We start from the raw sequence: 24,133 nt of genomic DNA on the forward strand, positions 1-24,133 counted from the left end.
TAAATCTTGATCTCTTCATCGTAGATTCTCCTCCTAAATTACTATATTGGAAAATTCTACTTCTGAGCACCTTTATATTTAGGGAGGATTACCGGTTAATCTAGCCTTTCCATGAGAATCTTGTCAATTTTTACCAATAATTATAACAATTTACCTGCCGAGGCGCTTTATAATCCTTGACATCCCCTGCAAAAAAAGATAGCCTTCAAATTGAGATCCGGTATGGCTATTTTAAATAAAACACCATGGACTTTAATTTTCTTTATACTCGTCGGGGGTCTTTTAGGAGGGGTCATGGGAGAGATTCTTCTCCTTTTCTCCCCGTCCGGACTCTTACAGGATATCTTTCTAAAAGGATATCAAGTCGGGATTAATCCTCCGGCAGTATTGGACCTTCGCTTAATTACCTTTACGATTGGGTTTACATTTCGGATCAATCTTCTCAGTCTCTTGGGCATCATCCTTTCCATTTATACCTACAAGCAGGCCTAAGGAAGAAAGCTTATGATCTTAATCGATTTTTTTGTAACGATTCAGATGCCGTCTTTTACTCCATAAGTTCCATCTCTTCCAGTGACCGGATCCGGTCACGAATTTCAGCTGCCCGTTCGAACTCCAATTTCTTTGCCGCCTCCTTCATGTCGTGGTTCAAGCTCTGAATGAGTTCGCCCCGGTCCTCTTTTGTGATATAAGACACGCCTTCCTCCGCAACAACGGAAACAGCCTGAACATCGGAATCAAGCTCCTGCCGGAGGGTCTCCGAAATTCCTTTCTGGATGGATACAGGCGTGATGTGATGTTTTTTATTATATTTCGCTTGAATATGGCGGCGACGGTTGGTTTCATCAATGGTCATCCGCATCGACTTTGTTATTACTTCCGCGTATAAAATGACCTTCCCTGATACATTCCGGGCCGCCCTTCCTGCAGTCTGGATGAGTGAACGATGCGACCGGAGAAAGCCTTCTTTATCCGCATCAAGGATTGCAACAAGCGAGACCTCTGGCAGGTCGAGGCCCTCACGCAACAAATTAATGCCCACCAGGACATCAAATTCACCGCGTCGCAAATCACGAATCACTTCCATCCGTTCAATCGTTTTAATATCAGAATGAAGGTATCGAACCCTGATCCCGACTTCCTGGTAATAGTCAGTCAGATCTTCTGCCATTCTTTTTGTAAGCGTCGTCACAAGAATCCGTTCAGACTGGGCCACCCTTTCCCGAATTTCTCCAATCAGGTCATCCACCTGCCCTTTTGCAGGCCGGACAAAAATTTCCGGATCCACCAATCCGGTCGGGCGAATGACTTGCTCAATGACCTGTTCTTTCGCTTTTTCCATCTCATAAGGTCCGGGAGTCGCCGACACATAAATCACCTGCCGCATAAACCCTTCAAATTCTTTAAAAGTCAAAGGACGATTATCAATGGCGGAAGGAAGGCGAAAACCATACTCGATCAGATTCTTTTTCCGGGCGCGATCTCCTTCATACATCCCTCCGATTTGTGGAACGGTTGCATGGCTTTCATCTATAAGTAAGAGCATATCTTTTGGAAAATAATCGAGTAGTGTCGGCGGTGGCTGACCCGGCATTCGACCGGAGAAGTAACGCGAGTAATTTTCGATTCCCTGGCAATAACCGATTTCCCGTATCATTTCCAGATCAAATCCTGTTCTTTGCTCGATCCGTTGTGCCTCCACCAACATCTGTCGGTCATGAAAGGTCTTAATCCTATCCTGAAGTTCCGCTTCGATCCCGCACAGGGCCGTCTCGATGCGTTGCGGGGGAATCACATAGTGGCTCCCAGGGTAAATTGCCACTTTATTGAGACGCCGGATGACTGAACCCAGGAGTGGATCAACCTCATGGATGGCCTCGACCATATCTCCGAAAAACTCGACCCGGATGCCGTATTTATCAGACGAAGCAGGAAAAATTTCAATGACATCGCCGCGAACCCGGAAGGTCCCCCTGTAGAAATCGAAATCATTTCTTTCATACTGAATCTCAACCAACTTTTTGAGAACCGCCTCCCGGTTATTCTCCCGGCCTTCTTCCAGATAGACGAGCATTCCGTGGTAGGCCTCAGGTGATCCCAGACCATAAATACAGGAGACCGAAGCAACAATTATAATATCATTTCGCTCCAATAAAGAGCGTGTCGCCGAATGCCGCATCCGATCAATGGCATCATTGATTGAGGCATCTTTCTCGATAAAGGTATCGGTATGAGGAAGGTAGGCCTCCGGCTGATAGTAGTCATAATAACTGACAAAATACTCTACGGCATTCTCCGGAAAAAACTCTTTAAATTCACGGTAGAGCTGTGCCGCCAATGTCTTATTATGGGCAATCACCAAAGTGGGTTTCTGTACCGCTTGAATGACATTTGCCACCGTGAAGGTCTTCCCAGAGCCGGTTACCCCCAATAGGACCTGATGCCGCTTCTCTTGAGAGATTCCCTTCGTGAGGGCCTTGATCGCAGCCGGCTGATCCCCTTTCGGCTCAAAATCAGAATAAAGTTTAAATGGTGACATTCAGATACCTTTACGGGAACAGTGTGGTTTTTCCTCTTCACTCCGACGGAAGAAGGTCAGGCAGGATGGTTTTACTTTAGGGGCTGTCTTCAAAAAGGGCATCTACAAATGATTCGATATGAAAGGGGATCAGATCGTCCGCCCCTTCTCCGACACCAACCTCGGTGACCGGGACTTCAAGGGCCTCTACAATCGGGATGACAATTCCGCCCCGCCCTGTGCCGTCAAGCTTCGTCAGGATAATCCCCGTGATCCCGATCGCCTCATTAAAAAGTCTTGCCTGGGAAAGGGCATTCTGCCCGGTGGTGGCATCGAGTACCAGGATTTTTTCATGGGGCGCTCCCGGCATGGCCTTGCCAAGAACCCGGACTATCTTCTTCAATTCCTCCATCAGGTTGTTTCGGGTCTGCAAACGGCCAGCCGTGTCAATAAGAACATGGTCTGACTTACGTGCCAGACCGGCACTCACGGCATCAAAGGCCACGGCCGCCGGATCTGCGCCCGGGCGATGGCGGATGACTTCCACTCCGGTGCGTTCCCCCCAGAGAGCCAACTGTTCACCGGCCCCGGCTCGGAAGGTGTCTCCAGCCGCGAGAACAACCCGGCGTCCCTCTGTTTTCAGTCTTTGGGCCTTCTTCCCAATAGTGCTTGTCTTTCCGACGCCGTTGACCCCGACAAAGAGAGTCACCCAAGGAGAGGCCGAATCGGGTTCTTCCTGCCTTCCTTTCTCCAGAATAGATACCATGAATGATTTGAGCTTCTTCTTCAGTGAAACGAGGTCGCAGACCTCTTTTCTTTCAACACAGGGCTTCAGGTCCGCCAGAAAGCGCTCTGTCACCTCTACCCCTAAATCCGCACCGATGAGAAGTTCTTCCAGGCGGTCGAGGGTATTTGCATCAATCGTTGGGCGACCCAAAAAGAGCGCGGCAACCCCCTCCGAAAAATAACTTCGGGTCCCTTTCAATCCTTTGCCCAATTTCTCCAGAAACCCCATTGACATCTATCCTCCCAGCAAGCCTTCATCGCTTATGATCTGGAACAGCCGTTTTTCCCGCCGCCGCATTCTCGCGGCCTCAAAAACCGATACTTCATGATCATATCCCAACAGATGAAGGAGTCCGTGAATCAATAAAATCAACAAGTGCTCCTGCATCGACCGCTCATAAAGGAGCGCCTCTTTTTCGACAGTTTCCAGTGAAATCATCACATCTCCAATCACTTCCGGATGGAGACCACTCCCGATCCCTTCCTGCATCGGAAACGCAAGGACATTGGTCGGGGCGTCTCGTTTTCGGTAGTCACGATTATATCCCCTGATTTGACGATTATTCACAAAAACAAGACCGACCTCGCCATTTAGTTTTTGCTCCTGAAGGACCCGGCCTGTCCATCGCAACAGTCTCTCACGGTCAAGGGGATATTTTCTTTGTCGATTCAAGATGGTGATCTGCATCGGGGGTGTCATACGGAAAAGGCCTTACTTCTTTTTTCTCTTCACTTTTTTTCCATCAAAACGGTCATAGGCCTTTATAATTTCCTGAACCAGGCGATGCCGAATGACATCTTTTTCGGTAAAATAGGAAAATTGAATGCCCGGGATACCCTCCAAAACATCTTGGATTTCAATAAGACCCGAGGGTTTATCGGACGGAAGATCAACCTGCGTCACATCGCCCGTGATCACCGCCTTGGAACGGAAACCGAGACGGGTCAGAAACATCTTCATTTGTTCAGACGTCGCATTTTGCGCTTCATCTAAGATAACGAAGGAATCATTCAGGGTCCGCCCGCGCATAAAGGCCAGGGGCGCAATCTCGATATCTCCCCGCTCCAGGAGGCCTTTCGCCCGATCCACCTCCATCATATCATACAGGGCATCATAGAGTGGGCGGAGATAGGGATTGATCTTTTCATACATATCCCCCGGGAGGAATCCAAGACGCTCTCCTGCCTCAACGGCGGGCCGGGCCAGGATAATGCGATCCACTTCTTTACGCTGTAAGGCCGAGATGGCCATGGCCATCGCCAAATAAGTTTTGCCAGTCCCGGCCGGGCCGATCCCAACAACGACATCAAACTTATTAATATGATCAATGTATTCTTTCTGAGCAGGCGTCTTGGGTATAATGGACTTCTTTTTTCTCGACAAGGGAATAGCCGCTTGAGCAAGCGAATCGGATTCTGTAACAGGTTTTTCTGAAAACGGAGAAGGCACTCCCCCCTCCCCTTCGATGCGGGAAACGCGGGAAGCACGAATGGCATGCCCAACATCTTCCTCCGTCAAGCGAAAGCCCTCTTTCAGGAGAGAGGACAATACGGAAAGGGTCTTTTCTGCCTGCTGGACTTTCTTGGGTCTCCCGTGGATCGTGATCTCTTCACCCCTGGCCGAAAATCTTACACCAAAGGCACCCTCAATCATCTTGATGTTCCGATCATAACTCCCGTATAGGGAAAAAATGTCGGTCCCTTTCTCTAGGCTTACTTTTCCCTGAAAAACCTTATTCAACGAGAAACATTTCCCCCAGGATGATGGTCACTACAGGTCCGAATCATATTATAACAATCGGATTTTCAAAAGACAAGGTGCGTCAGAAACCTCACCAATTTCAGAGTTTTTTGGATGAAAACGAGATGATTTCCGGCATTCTCACAGGAGAGGGCTCCGGAAAGATTTCATGAAACTATTTCCATGGAGGCGAGAGGAGGGAGAAGGGGCATGGCAACCTTCCGCGTTTTGTAATGATTCAGTAAGACCACCTAACAAAATCATAGGATGACAGAGCGGCTGGCCAAATCCTTACCCTGTTTTGTCATCAAGCTGTATCAACGAGGTCGAGGTCAGAACTGACTTCCTCAATCATCTTTTGATCAATCACAGAACGCCTTCGAAGAAACCCTTCAAAAAGAGCATTGTCGCAGATAATATTGATCAACCGGGGAAAGCCCTTTGAATACTCATGAATGGCGGATAAGGCCTCTTTTGTAAAGAGTCCATCATCAACCCCGGCCACATTCAAGCGGTATTGGACATACTCCTCTGTGACTTTCTTCGGGAACGACTTAAGCTCATACCGAACAGCAATGCGTTGCTGAAGCGGCTTGTCGAGGGCAAGATTCGAAGACAGCTCAGCCAGCCCAAAGAAGACAAAGGTGATCAGTTTCTGGTCATCCAATTCTATGTTCAGGATGCCCCGAAATTCTTCCATGAGCTCCTTGCTTCGAAGCATCTGCGCCTCGTCAATCAAGACAACGGCTTTTTTCCCGGAATCATAAATCTCTACGAGGCGACTGTAAAGTTGGCTCAAAAGATCAATTTTTCCCTCCAGGGGATCCTCCACCCCAAGCTGTATCGCGATCTTGCGCAAAAGCCACTCCGAAGAGATTGCGCTGTGAATGACAACGAGAAGAGCAGACTCAAACTCTTTTTCGTCGAGTTCCTCTAGCAGTCTATGGGCCAGAGTGGTTTTTCCAGTCCCAATCGCCCCGACCAGGACAGCAAGACCTTTTCTTTCCGAAGCAGCGTATTTCAACTTTATCAGAGCCTGCGAATGCTGGTTGCTGTTAAAATAAAACCGGCTGTCCACCGCAACATTAAACGGCTGGTTTTTTAATTTATAGTATTCAAGGTAGCTCATATATAAGAAATCCTATTTTTCTTCTTCGATTTCATGTGTAATTTCGATTCCGCGAGGGGGACACCATCTTTCTCCTCTTCGTTAAGCTGCCTTCTTTTTGCAACATCCCGGAAGTCCGGCTCAGCCTGATAGGCCTCCTCATAAAGTATCCCCGCCTTCTTTTTATCTCCGGCAAGATCGACCATAATTGCCATTTCGTACAACAGGGGAACACGCTTGTTAACTGCACACCGTGGATCTTCCAGGGCATCTTGAAGGATCTTAATTGCAGTAATCATCGCACCCCTGGAACGATAACAAGCGGCCAGCATAATCATAGAATCCTGAAATCGATTGTCCCCCTGCGAAGCCAATTCAAACTCCGTTATCGCCTCAGGGATCATATCCATCTCTTTATACGCAATCCCCAAGTCATAATGGGTTTCCATATCTTTCTCGTTATGAGTCGAATCCACTTCTTTTTTGAGTTCCTTGAAGGCCCCCTCCAAGAGAGTGTCATCAAAACCAGATGACTCCTCCATCTCCTCTCCAAGCTCTTCACTCAAGATCGAAGCGAGATTAATATACTCCTCTTTCTCCTCAGTTTCCGCAACAGTTTCCTCGGTGGGTTCCACAACAGGCGCAGATACCGCATCCTCCATTGATGTGATGCCAGAGCCCTCGCCTTCTAAGACTCCTTCAAAAGAAACCTCTTCTACAGGAACCTCATCTACAAGAGTATCCTGTGCGGCACTCGCTGAAAAGGACTCAATCTCTTCTGAAAAAGAAACCCCTTCCTCCTGCACGAGGCCTTCTTCTAAAGACCTCTCAACATCCGAAGAAGAAGCTCCGGCTTCAGACAAGGGACTTTCTCCCTCCACCGACTCAAGGGCATCTTTTTCAGAATCTTCCGCACTTTCCTGTTCAACCGGCTCGAGATCCCACTCAGAGGATTCCTTTTCTTTTCCCCTAGCTTCCTCTTTGTCCTCCTCCTGAATCTCCCCTGAAGAAACTTCATCCGCAAAATCGAAACCCATCTCGCTCTCTGGTGCTTTTGATTCAGCTTCCACAACGGGAGAAAGACCTTCACCAAGCTCCACATCTGAAGATATCGCCATATTTTCAAAGGCAAGAATCTCATCATGAAGCTCTTGCCGGTAGTTTCCATCCTGATCGAGCAGGGAGAGTTCATTCAGGGTCTCTTTAACATTTTCTTCGTCCCCCTTTGCATGAAAAATACGGGCCAGGGTGCAACATGCCTCAATCGCCTTTTCCGTAATCCCTTCTTGAATGTAGATCTCTTTTAGCTTTAAATGAGGCTCTTCACGGTCCGGGCACAGTTTAGAAACGAGAAGGAGTTGGTCAATGGCCTTACTGTTTAAGCCGTATTTAAAATAAACTTCGGCTTCCGTCAAATACCCTTTAAATGCCGACTCCGTAATCTTCTTTGGAGACTGTGGGTCAGGACCAGACATCGCATCGGCATGAGAGGCCTCCTCTCTCACCGGCAAGGCCTTCTCATCCGATGTTTCTTCCACTACTACACTTTCTCTGACGGGTAAAGAGACTTCAAATTGAGACAATCCATCTGCTGTCAGCTGAGAACCCTCTTCCGGTATTACAGGTTCCAGAACCTCCACCGCCTTAGGAGATTCCGAAGGCAAATCAGGTCCAACCAGTTCAGGTGATTCGGAGTCTTCAGCGGCGAGCATCTCTCCATCTGAGCTCTCAGAACCATCCTGAGAAGGAGAGGCTATCGCGGAAGCACTGAGGGTTTCAAAGTAATCGGGATCGAGACTTAAGATCTTTTCCCGCACCTCTTCAGACTCTGAGGTCATCCCTTTTCCTTCATATAACGTGAAAACCTTGCCAAACTCTTCAACGGCCTCTTTCTCGAATCCCTCCTTCTGGCACATATCGGCAATCCTGATACGAATGTCAAAATTCTCAGGATCAAGGTTGGCCATCTTTCGGTAAACGTCCAATGAAGCACGAACATCATCCTGCTTCACATAATACTTCGCGGCCTTGAGGTAATCACTAATCGCGTTTCCAACCAGGCCGCGTTCCGCATGGACATCGGCCAGTTTTTCATAAATATCATGGCGGGATTGGTCAACTTTGATGGTTTTTTTGTAGAGGGCAATACTCTTCAAGTCAAAACCTGCCTCCTTGAAGGCACTTGCCGCATCAAGGTAAGCCGTAATCGCATCCTCTTTCATATATGCTTTTAACTGAAGGTCACCAATGGCATTATAGATATTGCCATTGTCCTGCGAATCCGAAAGAAGTTTCCGCCACTCCTTGATGGCCTCCTTAATATTTCCCTTGGAGGCCAGTTTCTGGGCCTTTTCAATGATCGCACTTTTACTCATAGCCAACTGGAAGTCCCCTGAAGCAAGTTATAAACAATGATCACATTCCCCTTACGGCGCATCAAGGACCTCGACCCCCTTCGGAATTTTAAAGACAAAGATGTTGTCCTCTAAGCCCTTGTTTATTTCAATTCCCTCAAACGTAGAGGTCGATATATTCCCATTTTCTTCACGCAGGACCGCCTCATGTATCATCAAGCCCCCAATTTGAGGAGAGGGCGCGACCCGAATAACAATCTTGATGAGCCCCATCTTCTTCTTTGGAACCAGCCGAAGAGAAACCGAACCTTTCACAGAAGACCCTTCCTCTTCAAAAGAAAGATCAAAGTCTTCGTTGAGTTGTCCTCGACCCGAAAGAAGTTGGAGCGGAAGATGTACATCTGAACGCCCGCCAACACGGCTCCGGATGACCTGTTTATGTTCTGGAACGTAATAATGGAATCCACCGCCATCGACAAAAATCTGCTGCCGACTGGGTTCATGGTAATCCCAGCGCATCTTCCCTTTTTTTATAAAAAGATTCCCTTTGGAGACATACGGAACATTAAAATCAAAGATCTCAACGGTCTGGACAAAACGGGCCTTGAAGTCTTCCATTTTATCATATGTTTCATGAATCTGGGCGACGATATCATTTATGTTATTTGTCTCCTTGAGTTCTTCTTCCCCAAGCACATTAAATGCGGGAAAAACAAGGGCAAGCACGGATGACAATAACAATATTCTTTTGAAAAACCCCGCCCTAAAACGGAGGGGACTCCACTCGCTATACATGTTCACAAACACTCCTTTTGTAGAACCCTACATCGGAGAGGCCTCTCTTCCTAATCGGCATGTTTCAGGAATAACTTAATAATGCCTTAGAGAGGTTGTTCCTCTCTTCTGATCAGGATCTCTCTCGGTTTTGCCCCTACGGCCGGACCGATCAGCCCATCTTCTTCCATCATCTCGATGATGCGTGCAGCCCTGGGGTATCCCACTCTCATCCTCCTCTGAATAAAAGAGGCCGACGCGTGTCCTGTCCCAATGACCAGCTCTCGTGCCCGCTCATAAAACTCGTCCCTGTCGTCCTCCGTGGCGAGATCTCCTGAAGACACGGGAGCCGTAAAGGCAGAATCGTAAAGGGGTGAACTCTGCTCCTTAATGAATCCAACAACTCGCTTCACTTCTTCTTCGGAAACGTAGGAACCATGCACCCTGACTATCTTTCCTGTTCCCGCCGAGAGATAGAGCATATCTCCTTTCCCGAGCAACTGCTCAGCGCCGTTTGCATCAAGAATGGTCCGCGAATCGGTCTTTGACGAGACACAAAACGCGATTCGCGCCGGAAAGTTGGCCTTGATCAATCCTGTTAAGACATCTACAGAAGGACGCTGGGTTGCCAATATCAAGTGAATTCCGGCAGCACGGGCCATCTGGGCGAGCCGGGCGATTGAATCTTCAACATCCCGTGGAGCCACCATCATGAGATCCGCAAGTTCATCGATAAGAATAACAATATAAGGCAATGGACTCTCCTCGACGGCCGATCCTTCATCGTCTGTTTCCAACATGGACCGCCCTTTTTTCTTCTTGTCCTTGAGAAGACGTTTATTATATGCGTCGATATTCCGAACCCCCTTCCCAGCAAGGAGCTGATAACGGCGCTGCATTTCAACCACCATCCGCTTGAGCGCATCAGAAGCGGCCTTCGGGCGGACGATCACCGGCGTCACCAAATGAGGAATCCCGTCGTAAAGTGAAAACTCAAGCATTTTCGGATCGATCATGATCATCTTGACCTCTGCCGGCGTCGCAGAAAAGAGGATTGAAAGAACCATACTGTTTAATCCAACACTCTTTCCGGACCCGGTTGAACCCGCAATCAAAAGATGCGGCATGGCTGCCAGATCGGTTGCCAGGGGGTTTCCAAAGATGTCCTTCCCCAGTGCAAGCCGAAGTTTGGATTGAATCCGGTTAAATGAGGGAGATGCAAAGACCTCTTTTAAACCAACCTCTTCTCTTTTATAGTTTGGGATCTCAATGCCGACAGCGGCTTTTCCAGGGAGAGGGGCAACGATTCGGACATGAAGCGCCCGCATGGCCAGGGCCAAATCGTCACTCAGGTTTATAATTCGATTCAGCTTTACCCCAGGTGCCGGTTCAAATTCAAACATCGTAATCACCGGCCCGGGATGAACTTGTGAGACCCGTCCCTCCACATCAAAATCGCGTAACTTCCTTTCCAGGATCTGAGACTGAACGATCAACTCTTCCTTAGATCTTGCGTTGGGAAGTCGGGAGGAATCGGAGAGAAGAGAAAGCGGAGGGAGACGATAGTCTCCTGCATCCTCACTCACAAAGGTAAAGGTCTCCTGCTTTGGGGGCACCGCAATACGAGGCGGCGGATTGGCAATAGCCGGTCCCTCCTCCCGATTATTCTCACGTTCTCCATTCTGGATGGAGGGAGATCGTCGACCCCTTTTCTTTTCGGATGGGGACGCCGAGACCAGGCCCAGTTGCCTGATCACTTGCAGGCCGGTAATGAACCGATTCAGCACCTTCTGAGGGGAAAAGGAAAAGAGAAGGATTCCCCCCATCAGAAACAAGGAAAACAAGAGGACTGCGGTTCCAAATGAAGCAAAATAATCCAGGAGAAATTGCGACAGGAAACGGCCGAAAATACCTCCTTTTTGATCGAGAGAAACCAGTCGGGAAAAACCAAGCCATTCCAGGTGTGCCAAAGCGGACAGGGTAATCACCCAGAGAAATCCCCCCACAATAATCTTTTTATGGAAAAATCCTTCGCGCTTCTGAAAGAAGCGAACACCCAAGGCGGTCAAAAACAACGGGAAAAAATAGGAACCGACCCCGAACAACTGAAAAAACAGGGCGGAAAGGTGAGCACCCACCTTGCCAACTGCATTTTGAACAATCGATGTGGATGAGATTGAGAGAAATGAGGGGTCTTCTGAATGATAGGTCAGAAGGCTCACGCCAATAAGAAGTCCAAGGACAACAAGGAGCGTTCCCGCGACTTCATTCATATAGTCAAAGTCGGTGTCTTTTGAGGCCATAAACCCAATCTCACGATCCACAAAAATGAATTAAATTTATCACAGATCGATCCTATAATCAAACAAGTTGACCTTGTCAGAAGTCCTGGTAAGAACACCGGCTGAAATCGGCAAGTCGTCTAAAAGACAAGGCCAGAGGACATAAGGACGATCGAGACATCCTCCCTGTATGTTGAGGAGCCCTTATGTTCGATAACGCAGTATTGCAGGCGGATGGGTCTCGCGCCAGCCATCGGCGGTTTCAGATGAGGCGGCTGATTTCTTTGGCCATCGCCACAAACTCTGACAAAGTGAAGGTTTCCCCTCTTCTCCCTGGATCAAGACCTATTTTTTCAAGGGAACACAGAACGATCTCTTTTGAAAACCCGCTTTCAACCAGAGAATTTACAACCCTTTTTCTTCGGTAGGCGAAGGCCCCTTTCACCACTTTCAGGAAGAGAGTCTCGTCCTGAACAGGCATCCGGCCCTCAGACCGGGGTGTAAGGAGAATGACGGTCGAATGAACCCTCGGACGGGGCCGAAAACAGCCAGGCGGAACATCAAATGCGGCACGAACATCCGCACAATATTGAACGGTAACCGTCAGTGCTCCATAACTTTTTGTTCCAACCTGGGCGGCCAACCTGTCGGCTACTTCGCGTTGGAGCATCAGGATCATCATTCTTATCTGTCGATGTTCTTCAAGAAGACGGAACAGAATCGGGGTTGAAAGGTTGTAGGGAAGGTTCGCTACAACCTTATAAGTCCCTTGAATTGCTTCATAAGGATATCGAAGGGCATCTCCCAGGACAAGGTCAAAATTCGGCGTTTCGACGGAGGGCATCTCCCTTTTCAGGCGCTCAACCAGGTGAGGATCAATTTCGATCGCGGTCACAAGGGCCCTTCTTTCGAGCAATCCCCGGGTCAGCATCCCTCGTCCAGGACCGATTTCGATGACCTTCTCCCCCTGTTTTATCTCTGCCAGGTCGAGAATCTTTCTCTGAATATTGAAATCAATCAGAAAGTTCTGTCCCCATGATTTTCTGGGGCGGGTAAAGGTATTTGGTGCGGTCTTCATGTTGATATCAATCTATACGCCCTTGGGCTGACCGCCTTAGAAATCCAGCCCGATGACGAGCCATCTGAACGGCCAGTCGGACGGCTTCCTGAAGGCTCCCTGCATCCGCCACCCCCTGGCCGGCAATATCGTAAGCAGTGCCATGATCTACAGAAGACCGGACAAAGGGTAGACCTACCGTCACGTTCACCGCAGAGCCAAAAGCAAGAAGTTTGATTGGAATCAAGGCCTGATCATGGTAAAGGGCGACCGCAGCATCGAAGCGCCCCTGCTTCAGTTGATAAAAAAGAGTGTCTGCCGGGTAGGGGCCACTTACCCCGATTCCATCCGCCTGGGCCATTTCTATCGCGGGGAGGACCTCTCGTTTTTCTTCATCTCCAAAAATGCCTCTCTCCCCGGCATGCGGATTCAAAGCCGCGACGGCGAGTCGCGGCTCCTGACAGCCGAAATCTCTTTCTAGGCTTGCCGCAGTCAGACGAATCGCATCATAGATGCGTTCCTTCTTGATCTGTCCGATCATTTCTTTTAATGAAAGATGAATCGTCGTCAACAGGATCCGCAACCCGCCCCCGACCATCATCATTCCGAAGGCGTCTGTCTTCGCCATATCTGCAAAAAACTCGGTGTGACCCGGAAAGGAAAAACCAATCCTCTGCATCTGCTCCTTGTGAATCGGACCCGTCGCGATCCCGTCAATCTCACTCCGTAGTGCCATCCGGGCCGCCAAGATGATCGCGCTGAGCGCCATGGAAGCGGCCGCCGGATGGGGATTCCCGTACTGGAACGGGAAGGGGCCTAATTCCTGAGCAAGATCAAGAATATCCAGCATCCCCGCCTCAAAGCGTCCATCTTTAAGGTCTTTTATCGAGCAAACATCAAGCGACGGAGCAAAATGAGAAGCGGCTTGCATCATCCAGTCGGCATTTCCGATAACAAAGGGACGGCATGTGTCATAAATCTTTTTGTCCAGCAAGCCTTTTACGATCACTTCAGGTCCGATCCCGCAGGGATCTCCCATGGTGATCGCGATGATCGGCTTATCAATCTCGTTCATTATTCCCAAAAACTGTTCCTCCTGATTATCTTAAAATTGTATACCTGTGTCTGGATCTTATCATTCCTCGAAAAGTGATGTCAAAAATGTCTAAACCGAACAGGCATCATCGGAACATCTGAATACGTTTTGGGTCCTGTCACCTCGTTTGAACTTATTTATTTATTCTGCTAGGGTCTTTCAAATGAAGAAACAACTCAAGAAAGAAATCATTCGCAAGACAGCGTTTGGCATGGGCATCCTGATCCTCTCCGGGCTTCTCTACGCGCTGAGTCAACAGATCGCGTTTCCGGAAAACGAGGTCACCCTGGATACGACGATCTCGCAACTCCCCTATTACGCAAGTTATTCCCTCCTGAGAATGTCGGTTGCCTACCTTATCTCCTTCGTTTTCTCAATCATCTATGGGTATATTGCCGCAACTGTTCAAAAGGCCGAAGGGCCGATGATCGCGGTGCTGGATCTTCTTCAGTCTATTCCAATCCTGGGATTTTTTCCCGTCGCGGTCTTATTTTTCATCAACCTGTTCCAGGGAAGTCGATGGGGCATTGAAGCAGCCAGCATCTTTTTAATATTCACATCAATGTCCTGGAACATGGCCTTCAGCGTTTACGAATCACTCAAGACCCTGCCTAAAGATCTGGCCGAGGCCTCTGACGCCTTCTGTGTCCGCGGCTGGCTTCGATTCAGGAAAAATATCTTTCCAATCTGCATCCCGAAACTGGTCTACAGCAGTATGCTTTCCTGGTCCGGGGGCTGGTATTTCTTAATCGCCGCAGAAATTATCGCCATCGGCCCGGTGAAACATCGCCTCCCCGGATTAGGGAGTTTTCTGATTCAATCGACCGAAACGGGTCAACTCATCCGAACCTGTTCCGGATTAGCTGTTCTTATTCTCATTATTGTCTTCTTCCACCTCTTTATCTGGAAACCGCTTTCGGTCTGGAGCGAGAAGTTCCGCTATGAATCTTCCTCATCTACCACCCCTTCCGCTTCCTTTGTCCTGCAATGGTACCGGAAACTCCTCTCCCTGAAGCTCTTTTCCTCGACACGGATCGCGCAACAACCCCACCCCTTACCAGGGCATCCCAAACCTTCTCCTCAACACAAAAAGCCCCCGATTTCAACCACGGGCGGTAAAATCGGCCTCATCGCTCTAAAAGGAATCGGAATTCTTGCTGTCGGCCTGATCTCCTACGGTGTTGGAAAGAGTGTCCTTTTGCTCATCGAGGGACTCACGCCCCCGTTTCCCCCGGAAGTGGGCATGATCCCAATGGCCATCCTTGCTTCATTCCTCAGGCTGACCATCGCTTACATTATCGCCCTGGCATGGACCCTGCCCGCCGCGATCTGGGTGGGAGAAAATCCCCGAGCCTTTCGCATATTTACTCCGTTGGCTGAGATTGGCGCCGCCATCCCCGCCCCCGCGCTCTTCCCTTTCTTCATCTTCTTCGCCATCAATACTTTTGGAGGAATGAACGGGGCCGCAATCCTCTTGATCTTAACAGGAATGCAATGGTACCTTTTCTTCAACCTGATCGGCGGCGTTCGGAGTATTCCCGGCGATCTTAAAGAGGCTGCAAGGTCCTTCGGACTGACGAAATGGCAGTACTGGAAGCGGCTTTATCTCCCGGCCGTTTTCCCTTCTCTGATCACCGGGAGTATTACGGCCTGGGGAGGCGGGTGGAACGCCCTTATTGTCTCAGAATATATCGTCTACCAACAAAAGACCTATTCCGTTATCGGCATCGGCGCGATGCTCGACCGTGCCATCTACGAGGCCGGAGACACTCGCATGATTCTCTTTACACTTCTGGCCATGATCATCACGATTGCATTATTAAATCGTTTATTCTGGAGAAGGCTTTATCTTTACGCCATAACGCGCTATAAATTTGAGTATTGAGTCGCACATGCCCCTTCGAGACGGACCCGGGAGCGCGCTGCAAATATTGTTTCAGGATAGGATTGGATCAATCATCAATGGATCTTCTGGAGATTCAAAAAGTTTTCAAATCTTTTCGCCAGGACCGCGTCTTAATGCCGGTTCTCAAAGAGATCTCTTTTCGCATCCAAGAGGGGGAGTTTATCGCCCTGGTCGGTCCGTCCGGTTGCGGGAAAAGCACCCTGCTTCGCCTTTTAACAGGTCTGATTTCGCCAACAGATGGAGACATCCGCTACAAAGGGAAGACGTTGGACTCCGTGAATCTGGAATCCGCCATGGTTTTTCAGTCATTCGGACTCTTTCCATGGTTGAGCGTCCAGGAAAATATAGAACTCGGTCTTGAGGCCCGCGGACTTTCAGAAAGCGCTCGAAGAGAACGGGCGATCCACTTTATAGACAAAGTCGGTCTGGACGGTTTTGAAGAGGCCTATCCCCGGGAACTGTCGGGCGGAATGAAACAACGGGTCGGATTGGCGCGGGCTTTGGCAGTCGAGCCAAAACTTCTCTGTATGGACGAACCTTTCTCCGCCCTCGATGCCTTGACTTCTTTGACCCTGCGCGAAGAGGTTCTGATGTTGTGGGAGGATAAGTCTATGGCAGTGAATACCATTATTATGGTGACTCATATCATTGAAGAGGCCGTCCTGATGGCGGACCGGGTTCTGGTTCTTTCGCCTCATCCCGGGACATTGCTTGCCGACATTCCGATTAAGCTTGCCCGGCCTCGCGACAAGAACGACGCAGCGGTCAATGAATTAACGGATCGTATCTTTTCCCTGATGGCGTAGCATAATATCGGTTATTTACTTATTATTACATAGGAGCATCCATGCAAATTGAACCTCTACCTGAAGTTTCTGCAAGCGAAGTCATCGGATTACTGGAATATCTGGATGACGAACACGGCAGGGAAGACATCTATAAGCTGGCGGAGGCCATTCAGTACGAATCGGGAGAACTGCTTTCCATTATTAAAATGGCCGAGATGCTCGGTTTTGCTGAGACCCCGGGAGGCGATGTTGTCATTCTTGATCTTGGGAAAAAACTGATCAAAAGCAAAATAGGCCAGCGTAAGCTGATGATTCGAGATCAACTCAAAAACTTGGAACTCATACAGCGTCTCGTGAACGCTTTACAAAAATCCACAGAGGGTCGATTGGATCGGGAATCAACCTTGGAGGAGCTTTCACGTTTCCTTCCTCATGAAAACATCGAGGGACTCTTTAAAACAATCGTCAATTGGGGAAGATACGCCGAACTCCTCGGATACAACGACGACACCCAGACACTCTACCTGGACGAAGAATCCTTCCCTTCCTGCGCATAACATAACCCTTGAGCAGGGTTGTTCAAAACGACATCCATAATGAAAAGAAACAAAATGGCCGACTCTCCTGTCTCTTCCACCACGTTCAGCGAATCGCCGCTATAATACAATAGCAGTCACTTCACCAGAATAGTGACTGCTCCAGATGCCAAAGGTGGATCGAAAGGGATATGAGATTTATCCCCAAAGACAAGTTGAAGAGTATGTGTTCCGGGTGACAATTCGAGGGCGATTTCTGTCTGACCTTTGCCGAAGTGTTTGTGATGCTTATCTGAAGGGATCGGTTTGTCCAAAGGAGGAAACCGTTTTGCATCGATAAGCAAGTGATGATGGCCCGTGTTTTTCATGTCCACTCCTGCCGGAGCGACGCCCATCCCTTGCAAACCAAATTTTACGATGACCGGATTACGAACCCCCTCCCCATCCGCAGGAGAGATGATATATACCAGTGCACCCTCCGGAGACGGTGTGCGTGCATGCGTAATGAATGGAAAAATAAGAATGAATATCGCCAAGATCAAAAACCCCTTCTTCATCATGATTACCTCCTTTACCTTAGGAAAGGTCTGAACAAGTCATGAATTGTTTTTTCCGGGCAAAAATGTCCCGCTTCTGCGTTGCAAATCTTGAAAATAGCCGGCTATGGCTTCGCGAGAACGATCCTCTTCAATTTCCGCCTTGGATCGAAATTTTTTATCCTCTTAAAAACTCAAGCCAGGCTTAATCAGAGCTTCCTTAGAAGTTTCCTTTACCATTCTTCTGTCATCCCGAACAAGGTTCTGAAAAACCCCGCCCGAGGAGCATGGAGCCTGAGCTCGCTAGATGCGCTTATAGATGAGAGAGTCTCATTGTATAACTCAATCGATTTCAGGGTCAAGCCTCTGTCCCGTACCAAGAAAGAGATGAACCCCAAAACATAACAATGCGTGTTCTCCTGCGGGCCGGTTTGGCGAGCAAATAAATCGAGGAATTTCCTGATCTTCACGCCATAATTCATTGATTAATATCAACTTGTTGAGAAGGTCATGGTAAATTCAATAAATTAGAGAGTTTTAATGTTCATTTTTACTGTAATGATCTGATATCATTGATCTAATAATTCATTTATACCCTCAGAATACTCTATTTATTTATCCACAATTCCTGTGGATACATTGTGGATACACCCTTTTGATCCCCACTTTCCTCTTATCATTCAGGCCAATCAACACATTGCCCAAATAATGATCATTGGGACCTTCTTCATCTCTATACAAGATATAGTGTCAAGAAAAAAACGGAAGAAACGGAGAACAAATCTGTTGTTGACTGGAAGCCTAAAATCGTTAATATTGATCACAGATCTGAGGTCACCCTTTGAATATTATTTTTTTCCTCCTCATCCTGATTGCTTTTTTTACAACCGGGTATCATCAATTGATGTGGGACACCACGGGGGTGGATGCCGTTTCCCCGATGCAGGCCTTAACGGAGGGGATTGTGCTTTCGGCAAAGGGTTCCGTCGAACTCGCCCTCGGCCTGGTCGGAATTATGGCCTTTTTTCTGGGATTGATGAAGGTGGCGGAGGAAGGAGGACTGCTACGGATTATCGCACGTGTGGTCCGACCCCTCATGGTAAAGCTCTTCCCGGATGTCCCGGCGGATCATCCGGCCATGGGAGCGATGATCATGAACATCTCGGCAAACGCCTTGGGCTTGGGCAATGCGGCAACCCCTTTCGGTATTCGCGCCATGCAGGAGTTGGATAAACTGAACCCCACGAAGGGGACGGCAACCAACGCCATGGCCTTGTTTCTCGCGATCAATACCTCCAGCGTCACCTTGCTGCCGACCGGAGTCATTGCTTTGCGAGCCGCCGCCGGTTCCAATAACCCAGCGGGCATTCTGGCCACAACGCTCTTTGCGACGCTCTGCTCAACCACTGCAGCCATTATCGCTGCGAAAACATATCAGCGATTTTCACCCGTATCCCATTTGCCGGAACCACCTCAATCAGAAGAGCCCCCCCCCCACTCCACCTGTGAAAGAGAACGAACCCCACAGGAGAACTCCGGTGCTTATCCGAGCTGGGTTTCTTACCTCGCTCTGGGCGGACTGCTTACCTTCATCCCTCTTGCAATCGTTTATGGCAAGGAAATTGGCCCCTGGATTGTGCCGGGTCTGGCAGTGGGTTTGTTGGCCTTTGGTTTCGCCCGCGGGGTAAACATTTACGAAGTTTTTGTAGAAGGAGCAAAAGACGGTTTTAATGTTGCTATAAAAATCATTCCTTTTTTAGTCGCCATCCTGGTCGCAGTCGGCATGTTTCGCCACAGCGGGGCAATGGACCTTCTCATCGGAACCCTCGGCCATTTCACGGCAATGCTCGGTCTGCCCGCAGAAGCCTTGCCGATGGCCCTGATGCGACCGCTCTCCGGTTCCGGTGCTTTTGGCCTTTTGGCGGAAACCATTAACAACCCGGCCATCGGTCCCGACAGTTACATCGGGATCCTGGTCAGCACCCTACAGGGGTCCACGGAAACAACATTCTATGTGTTGGCCGTTTACTTCGGCGCGGTACAGGTACGTCGATCCCGTCATGCCTTGTTCGCCGGACTGACCGCCGACGCGGCCGGGATCATCGGCGCGGTTGCCGCATGTTCTTACTTGTATGGGTGATGTGCCTGGATGAACGCCATAATCAGAGCTTCCTCAAGGGTTATTACCTTACTTCTCATCACCCCAGTCTCTGACAATCGTTTCTGCATCAATAAAGTGTTCCTTCTGATGTCCCCCAAAGCTGCCTTCTTTATGATAGATCCCCTGAACGATCACCCTGCGGTTCAAAATATTGCTCGCGGGTTTGGTCATCACTACTGTAACGCGATCCTCTCCCACGCCCACAATAAGATCCAAGTATAAACTTCCCCGGCGTCCCGTCTTGACCTCGCCGGACTGGACCCATCCAAAAATCGTAATCCTCATTCCATCGTGCATGTCTCCAAGATCAGAGAGTTCGACAAGCAGAGGAAGTTCTCTCGCAAGACTGAAGCCCAGACAAAGCGTGGCCGAAAAAACAGCACTGAACAATAAAAGAGTGACTCCGGCCCGAAAGTTCTTTTTATGAGACCTCATACAGATGTTCTCAAATCATACATTGCAACAGTGAAAATGGATGGGAACATTTTTGATATACATCGAAATTTATTTGTTCATGACTATACTAATAATGTCTCGTGCCTTCAATAAAAAAAAATGTTAATCATCTAGTTCACATCCCAAGTTCCGCGATTGATCTTAGGGTGAACCGTCAAGTCTGCTGAAAAATAAGGCCAGAGGCCAAAGGACGACCAAGGCCTACTCACCGGAGTCCTTTGGCCAATAACGCGTTATTCTCAGAGGAATCGACGATATCATGAGAGTCCAGGATGAATTGCTTTTATAAATATTTTCTCTTGAGCCTTAAGTTTTATTTTAATTTTTCCGATAATAAGTCAGAGAGGAACTGCGCGAAGCACCGTTCAAATTGAGAAATGACCTCTGGGCCAGTATTGGATCTTTTTGTAAACAACGAAACTCTAGAACAGACAAGGGAAATACCCCATAAACCTTTCCGAGAGAGTTTCAGTATTTACTGAATATCCTCAGTCTCGATACCGAAAGAAGACATGGTAAAAAAAATTGCCAATCACTCGATTTTGCTTGGAGCGGTTTTAGGGTTGCTATTTTGGATCCTAGATTCCGCGATTGATGCTTTTCTATTTCAGAAACATACGTTTTCTGAACAATTACTCACCCCGAATGGGATGGAAATATATTTTCGTTTGGCCCTTGGAGGTCTTCTTGTCGCTCTCGTTTGTCTCAGAGTTGAGATCACCAGACAAAAGCTGGCGGAGGAGAAGGCTCGATTCCAAAAGGGGTTTTATGAAAACCTCATCAACAGCAGCATTGATGGCATACTGGCCTTCGACAGTGAATGTCGCTACACCCTTTGGAATGCGACGATGGAACGGATTACGGGTATCAAAAAAAAGAATGTCCTGGGAAAAACACAGAACGAGATTCATGTTGTGGGACATACAGATAACTTTCCCATACGCAGTACGCTTTTCCAAACAAACTGGGAACTTTCAGTGATCCGCGCATCGAGAGTGGCCCGGTACCTGATCGAAGCAGGCGACCTTGAACCCGGGCGCTTTAGCGTCCTTGGCCATTCCATGTACAGGCCTGTCGCTCCGAATACCACGGAGGAGAACAAGCAAAAAAACAGGCGTGTAGAAATAATCATTACCAGGGACAACTACACAGTGAACCCGACGAGGTAACGAACATGAGACCCACTAACTTTATAGGCGCATTCATCTGCATACTTGTGTTTATGCTCAGTTTTCTTCTAGGTGATGACAATGTCATCCCCTTATACTTTAACCTGATTGCCCTACTCGTGGTAATCTCCGGTACAGTTGGGGCTATCTTTCTGAGCTATCCTTTCTTCAGGATAAGGTCCGCGTTTCTTGTAGCCCGAAACGCCTATCTGACCCAACTTCCGAGTCAGGACAGCATCATCAAGGCCCTGCTCGGTTTGGCCGTCAGAAGCCGCTATGACGGCATCCTGTCTCTTGAAAAATCACTCGGTCGCTCCGGCACTTCTTTTCTAAAAGATGCCTTGAATGCCCTCGTCGATGGCCACAGAGAAGATGAGATCAGAGAGGTGCTTTACACAGAAATGTACTTCTTCAAGCAAAGGCGGGAGCAGAACGAAAGGGTCTTCAGGAGTATGGCAAGCGCTGCACCCGCCTTCGGGATTATCGGAAGCGTCATCGGCCTGATCGGGATGCTCTCCAATATCGGGGATGCCAATGTCATCATTCAAACAATCCCGATTGCTTTAACCTCGACCCTTTACGGAATATTATTCAGTAATTTTATCCTCACTCCCATTGCCGAATATATATATCCGCACACAAGAAGAACTCCTGCTCCAAAAGCTTATCGTCAGCGGCGTCATGGCCATCAGCAGCGCGCAAAACACCTATACCCTCGAGAAAAAACTCTGTTCTTTCCTGACCCCCTCGGACCGTCCGAACCACCAGAGAAGTTTTGAGGAGATCCGGAAGAAATATATGAAGATGAGCTTTCAGGAAAGAGAAAGAGAAACCATGGGAACGGCATAGGAAACCAAAGCGTTACGCCAATGATTCAGTATGCCGCAATTTTTCTTTAACCCCTCCCTTTCTTCGGGAGGTAGAGATCGGTGATCGTTCCGGAAAAGGTATCTGCGGCCATGGCGACTGTTTCCGACAGCGTCGGATGGGGGTGGATGGTCAGGCTGATGTCTTCAGCCGTGCAACCCATCTCGATGGCCAACGTGGCTTCGGAAACCAGATCTCCGGCATGGACCCCAACCGCACCCATCCCGATAATCTGCTTTGTCTCCGGATCAAACAGGAGCTTGGTCAGTCCTTCACTTCGACCCAATCCCAATGCGCGTCCGCTTGCCGCCCAGGGAAAAATCCCCTTACCGGTGGCGATGCCGCGATCTGTTGCTTCCTGCTCAGTCAGTCCGACCCAGGCGACCTCCGGATCGGTATAGGCGACCGACGGAATGACCCTCGTGTTAAAAGCACTATTCATTCCGGCACAAACTTCGGCGGCAACCCGGCCTTCATGTGTGGCCTTGTGTGCCAACATCGGCTGACCCACAATATCTCCGATGGCAAAGATATGAGAGATGTTGGTGCGTTGCTGTTTGTCGACAGGGATAAACCCTTTTGCATCCACTTGGACGCCTGCCGCTTCTGCGTTGAGCCTATTGCCATTTGGTGCGCGGCCCACGGACACCAGGATGCGGTCGTAAACCGTGTCCTTTGGCGCATCCGGACCTTCAAAAGAGGCCTTCAGTCCCTCTTCGAGAGACTGAATCTCCGTAACGCGGGTATTGAGGAGAATGGTTTCATATCGTGCTGAAAGATATCTATGCAGGGGCCGGATCAAATCTTTATCACTTCCCGGCATCAGTTGATCCGTCATTTCAACAACACTGACACGGGAACCCAGGGATTGAAAGACGCAGGCCATTTCCAAACCAATAATCCCTCCCCCCACCACCAACAGACGCCCGGGAATATCCATAAGCGCCAGGGCGTCGGTCGAATCAATCATCCGGGAATCTTCCCAGGGAAAGACCGGAAGTTTGATCGAATGAGACCCCGCAGCGATAATGCACTGATCAAATGAGATGCCTCGCGCGTCCTTAGTATTTTCAAGACGAAGCGAATGGGCCGAAATAAATCGTCCTGTTCCGCGGAGAACCTGCACTCCCCGTTTTTTGGCCAGGGTCGACAGGCCGCGTGTCAACTTCTGAACAACCCCCTGCTCAAAAGAACGCAATTGATCCAGGTCAATTTTCGGCTTGCCAAAGTAAATGCCCTGTTTGACCATCGCCTCCGCTTCATTGATAACCTGGGCCATATGCAAAAGGGCTTTGGAAGGAATACAACCGACATTCAGGCAGACCCCGCCAAGCGTTTCATAACGCTCCACAAGAAAAACCTTTTTCCCAAGGTCTGCAGCCCGAAAGGCTGCCGTATAGCCTCCCGGCCCCGATCCAAGGACGAGAACCTCGGCATGAAGCGTCTCTTTCGCACCTCTTTCTGCGCCAGAAGAAAGAATTTGGTTCATAGGAATCATCCTTGATCATCAAACAGGAAAAGACATGGATATGACTAAAGCCCGGTTGCGGCCTCAGTCATGATACATGATGTCTTCTCAGGCTGCAAACAGCCGCGATCATGCGAAGATGTTCATTCCCTTTTATCCTTCAGACAGGGTATAGTCATGAAAAGAAGCGCGTCAGATACACCGTTCCCTGCAATTGCAAATTTTTGTCACTTGGAGCGAATAATGATGAACCGACTTGGCAAGATAAAGCAATTGATACTCTCCCTCCTTTTTTTGCTATTCATACTCGGATGCAGCAACCCCGAGGAGAAGAGTCAGGAGATTTTTGAAACCGCCCAATTTGAGGAGCAACAAAACAACTTTAAACATGCCCGGCAACTCTATCAGGAGATTACCAGTAAATACCCGGAGACCTCCTTCGCCTATAAAGCAGCGTCAAGACTGGAAACGCTTGGAGCACAAAATTCCCCAAAATAAACCACACGTTGCAAAATTCTTTCCGATTGCGT

Annotated in this window: 21 protein-coding genes; 8 read left to right on the top strand and 13 right to left on the bottom strand. The window is 48.8% G+C overall.

All coding sequences use genetic code 11. The features are described 5' to 3' along the window. Window positions 1–222 precede the first annotated feature (222 nt). Window positions 223–492, top strand: coding sequence for a DUF4321 domain-containing protein (locus EYQ01_10455; protein ID HIE66206.1), 270 nt, complete (start codon window positions 223–225; stop codon window positions 490–492). Window positions 493–547: 55 nt separating this feature from the next. On the opposite strand, the gene uvrB is transcribed toward EYQ01_10455, so the two are convergent. The 10 genes from uvrB to pdxA form a co-directional block, all read right to left on the bottom strand. Continuing rightward, window positions 548–2,539 (bottom strand): excinuclease ABC subunit UvrB, encoded by a 1,992-nt coding sequence (gene uvrB, locus EYQ01_10460; protein HIE66207.1) that lies wholly within the window; start codon window positions 2,537–2,539, stop codon window positions 548–550. Between the two features lie 76 nt (window positions 2,540–2,615). Beyond that, window positions 2,616–3,533 carry a signal recognition particle-docking protein FtsY gene (ftsY, locus tag EYQ01_10465; protein ID HIE66208.1) on the bottom strand — a complete coding sequence of 306 codons (918 nt, stop codon included), beginning with the start codon at window positions 3,531–3,533 and terminating at the stop codon, window positions 2,616–2,618. A 6-nt stretch (window positions 3,534–3,539) separates the two neighbouring features. Beyond that, the gene (ybeY, locus tag EYQ01_10470) at window positions 3,540–4,004 is read right to left on the bottom strand and encodes an rRNA maturation RNase YbeY (GenBank protein ID HIE66209.1); all 465 of its coding nucleotides are present in this window, start codon (window positions 4,002–4,004) and stop codon (window positions 3,540–3,542) included. Between the two features lie 12 nt (window positions 4,005–4,016). After that, window positions 4,017–4,958: a PhoH family protein gene (locus tag EYQ01_10475; GenBank protein HIE66210.1), complete on the bottom strand. Its 942-nt coding sequence runs from the start codon at window positions 4,956–4,958 to the stop codon at window positions 4,017–4,019. 394 nt (window positions 4,959–5,352) lie between these two features. Further along, on the bottom strand, window positions 5,353–6,174 hold the full coding sequence (locus EYQ01_10480) for an AAA family ATPase (GenBank protein ID HIE66211.1): 822 nt from the start codon (window positions 6,172–6,174) through the stop codon (window positions 5,353–5,355). After that, complete coding sequence (locus EYQ01_10485) at window positions 6,171–8,528, bottom strand: hypothetical protein (protein HIE66212.1); 2,358 nt, start codon at window positions 8,526–8,528, stop codon at window positions 6,171–6,173. The genes EYQ01_10480 and EYQ01_10485 overlap by 4 nt, the downstream gene beginning before the upstream one ends. 51 nt (window positions 8,529–8,579) lie before the next feature. Continuing rightward, window positions 8,580–9,308, bottom strand: a complete 729-nt coding sequence (locus tag EYQ01_10490; GenBank protein HIE66213.1) for an outer membrane lipoprotein carrier protein LolA — start codon at window positions 9,306–9,308, stop codon at window positions 8,580–8,582. Window positions 9,309–9,388: 80 nt separating this feature from the next. Further along, window positions 9,389–11,554, bottom strand: coding sequence for a DNA translocase FtsK (locus tag EYQ01_10495; GenBank protein HIE66214.1), 2,166 nt, complete (start codon window positions 11,552–11,554; stop codon window positions 9,389–9,391). 271 nt (window positions 11,555–11,825) lie between these two features. Further along, window positions 11,826–12,641 carry a ribosomal RNA small subunit methyltransferase A gene (gene rsmA, locus EYQ01_10500; GenBank protein HIE66215.1) on the bottom strand — a complete coding sequence of 272 codons (816 nt, stop codon included), beginning with the start codon at window positions 12,639–12,641 and terminating at the stop codon, window positions 11,826–11,828. A 7-nt stretch (window positions 12,642–12,648) separates the two neighbouring features. Continuing rightward, entirely contained in the window at window positions 12,649–13,704 is a 1,056-nt protein-coding gene (gene pdxA, locus EYQ01_10505) for a 4-hydroxythreonine-4-phosphate dehydrogenase PdxA (protein HIE66216.1), read from the bottom strand. Window positions 13,705–13,879: 175 nt separating this feature from the next. Between pdxA and EYQ01_10510 the strand changes: the two genes are divergently transcribed. The 3 genes from EYQ01_10510 (at window position 13,880) to EYQ01_10520 (ending at window position 16,967) form a co-directional block, all read left to right on the top strand. Continuing rightward, on the top strand, window positions 13,880–15,601 hold the full coding sequence (locus EYQ01_10510) for an ABC transporter permease subunit (protein ID HIE66217.1): 1,722 nt from the start codon (window positions 13,880–13,882) through the stop codon (window positions 15,599–15,601). A 77-nt stretch (window positions 15,602–15,678) separates the two neighbouring features. Next, window positions 15,679–16,428, top strand: a complete 750-nt coding sequence (locus EYQ01_10515) for an ABC transporter ATP-binding protein (protein HIE66218.1) — start codon at window positions 15,679–15,681, stop codon at window positions 16,426–16,428. A gap of 41 nt (window positions 16,429–16,469) precedes the next feature. After that, complete coding sequence (locus EYQ01_10520) at window positions 16,470–16,967, top strand: hypothetical protein (GenBank protein HIE66219.1); 498 nt, start codon at window positions 16,470–16,472, stop codon at window positions 16,965–16,967. A gap of 116 nt (window positions 16,968–17,083) precedes the next feature. On the opposite strand, the gene EYQ01_10525 is transcribed toward EYQ01_10520, so the two are convergent. Next, complete coding sequence (locus tag EYQ01_10525; GenBank protein ID HIE66220.1) at window positions 17,084–17,503, bottom strand: DUF4399 domain-containing protein; 420 nt, start codon at window positions 17,501–17,503, stop codon at window positions 17,084–17,086. A gap of 820 nt (window positions 17,504–18,323) precedes the next feature. Here EYQ01_10525 and EYQ01_10530 point away from each other — a divergent pair. Continuing rightward, the gene (locus EYQ01_10530) at window positions 18,324–19,622 is read left to right on the top strand and encodes a spore maturation protein (protein ID HIE66221.1); all 1,299 of its coding nucleotides are present in this window, start codon (window positions 18,324–18,326) and stop codon (window positions 19,620–19,622) included. Window positions 19,623–19,670: 48 nt separating this feature from the next. Here EYQ01_10530 and EYQ01_10535 read toward each other — a convergent pair whose 3' ends face one another. Continuing rightward, on the bottom strand, window positions 19,671–20,078 hold the full coding sequence (locus EYQ01_10535; GenBank protein HIE66222.1) for a hypothetical protein: 408 nt from the start codon (window positions 20,076–20,078) through the stop codon (window positions 19,671–19,673). A gap of 533 nt (window positions 20,079–20,611) precedes the next feature. On the opposite strand from EYQ01_10535, the gene EYQ01_10540 reads away from it, so the two are divergent. Together EYQ01_10540 and EYQ01_10545 are read left to right on the top strand one after the other, a co-directional pair. Further along, a complete protein-coding gene (locus EYQ01_10540) occupies window positions 20,612–21,268 on the top strand; it encodes a PAS domain S-box protein (GenBank protein HIE66223.1) in 657 nt (218 codons plus the stop codon). A gap of 5 nt (window positions 21,269–21,273) precedes the next feature. Beyond that, complete coding sequence (locus EYQ01_10545; GenBank protein ID HIE66224.1) at window positions 21,274–22,047, top strand: flagellar motor protein MotA; 774 nt, start codon at window positions 21,274–21,276, stop codon at window positions 22,045–22,047. A gap of 116 nt (window positions 22,048–22,163) precedes the next feature. Here EYQ01_10545 and lpdA read toward each other — a convergent pair whose 3' ends face one another. Continuing rightward, window positions 22,164–23,633 (bottom strand): dihydrolipoyl dehydrogenase, encoded by a 1,470-nt coding sequence (gene lpdA, locus EYQ01_10550; GenBank protein ID HIE66225.1) that lies wholly within the window; start codon window positions 23,631–23,633, stop codon window positions 22,164–22,166. A gap of 234 nt (window positions 23,634–23,867) precedes the next feature. Here lpdA and EYQ01_10555 point away from each other — a divergent pair, with 234 nt between their 5' ends. After that, entirely contained in the window at window positions 23,868–24,101 is a 234-nt protein-coding gene (locus tag EYQ01_10555) for a hypothetical protein (GenBank protein HIE66226.1), read from the top strand. The last annotated feature ends 32 nt before the right edge of the window (window positions 24,102–24,133 follow it).

The organism is Candidatus Manganitrophaceae bacterium, from assembly GCA_012960925.1.
GTDB lineage: Bacteria > Nitrospirota > Nitrospiria > SBBL01 > JAADHI01 > DUAG01.

Excerpts from the sequence above, each read along its gene's own strand:
- lpdA (HIE66225.1), bottom strand. The coding sequence starts at position 23,633 with ATGATTCCTATGAACCAAATTCTTTCTTCTGGCGCAGAAAGAGGTGCG.
- EYQ01_10520 (HIE66219.1), top strand. The coding sequence starts at position 16,470 with ATGCAAATTGAACCTCTACCTGAAGTTTCTGCAAGCGAAGTCATCGGA.
- EYQ01_10535 (HIE66222.1), bottom strand. The coding sequence starts at position 20,078 with ATGAGGTCTCATAAAAAGAACTTTCGGGCCGGAGTCACTCTTTTATTG.
- EYQ01_10495 (HIE66214.1), bottom strand. The coding sequence starts at position 11,554 with ATGAATGAAGTCGCGGGAACGCTCCTTGTTGTCCTTGGACTTCTTATT.
- rsmA (HIE66215.1), bottom strand. The coding sequence starts at position 12,641 with ATGAAGACCGCACCAAATACCTTTACCCGCCCCAGAAAATCATGGGGA.
- ybeY (HIE66209.1), bottom strand. The coding sequence starts at position 4,004 with ATGACACCCCCGATGCAGATCACCATCTTGAATCGACAAAGAAAATAT.
- EYQ01_10475 (HIE66210.1), bottom strand. The coding sequence starts at position 4,958 with ATGATTGAGGGTGCCTTTGGTGTAAGATTTTCGGCCAGGGGTGAAGAG.
- EYQ01_10480 (HIE66211.1), bottom strand. The coding sequence starts at position 6,174 with ATGAGCTACCTTGAATACTATAAATTAAAAAACCAGCCGTTTAATGTT.
- EYQ01_10525 (HIE66220.1), bottom strand. The coding sequence starts at position 17,503 with ATGAAGAAGGGGTTTTTGATCTTGGCGATATTCATTCTTATTTTTCCA.
- EYQ01_10540 (HIE66223.1), top strand. The coding sequence starts at position 20,612 with ATGGTAAAAAAAATTGCCAATCACTCGATTTTGCTTGGAGCGGTTTTA.
- EYQ01_10485 (HIE66212.1), bottom strand. The coding sequence starts at position 8,528 with ATGAGTAAAAGTGCGATCATTGAAAAGGCCCAGAAACTGGCCTCCAAG.
- EYQ01_10510 (HIE66217.1), top strand. The coding sequence starts at position 13,880 with ATGAAGAAACAACTCAAGAAAGAAATCATTCGCAAGACAGCGTTTGGC.
- uvrB (HIE66207.1), bottom strand. The coding sequence starts at position 2,539 with ATGTCACCATTTAAACTTTATTCTGATTTTGAGCCGAAAGGGGATCAG.
- EYQ01_10545 (HIE66224.1), top strand. The coding sequence starts at position 21,274 with ATGAGACCCACTAACTTTATAGGCGCATTCATCTGCATACTTGTGTTT.
- EYQ01_10455 (HIE66206.1), top strand. The coding sequence starts at position 223 with ATGGCTATTTTAAATAAAACACCATGGACTTTAATTTTCTTTATACTC.
- EYQ01_10515 (HIE66218.1), top strand. The coding sequence starts at position 15,679 with ATGGATCTTCTGGAGATTCAAAAAGTTTTCAAATCTTTTCGCCAGGAC.
- ftsY (HIE66208.1), bottom strand. The coding sequence starts at position 3,533 with ATGGGGTTTCTGGAGAAATTGGGCAAAGGATTGAAAGGGACCCGAAGT.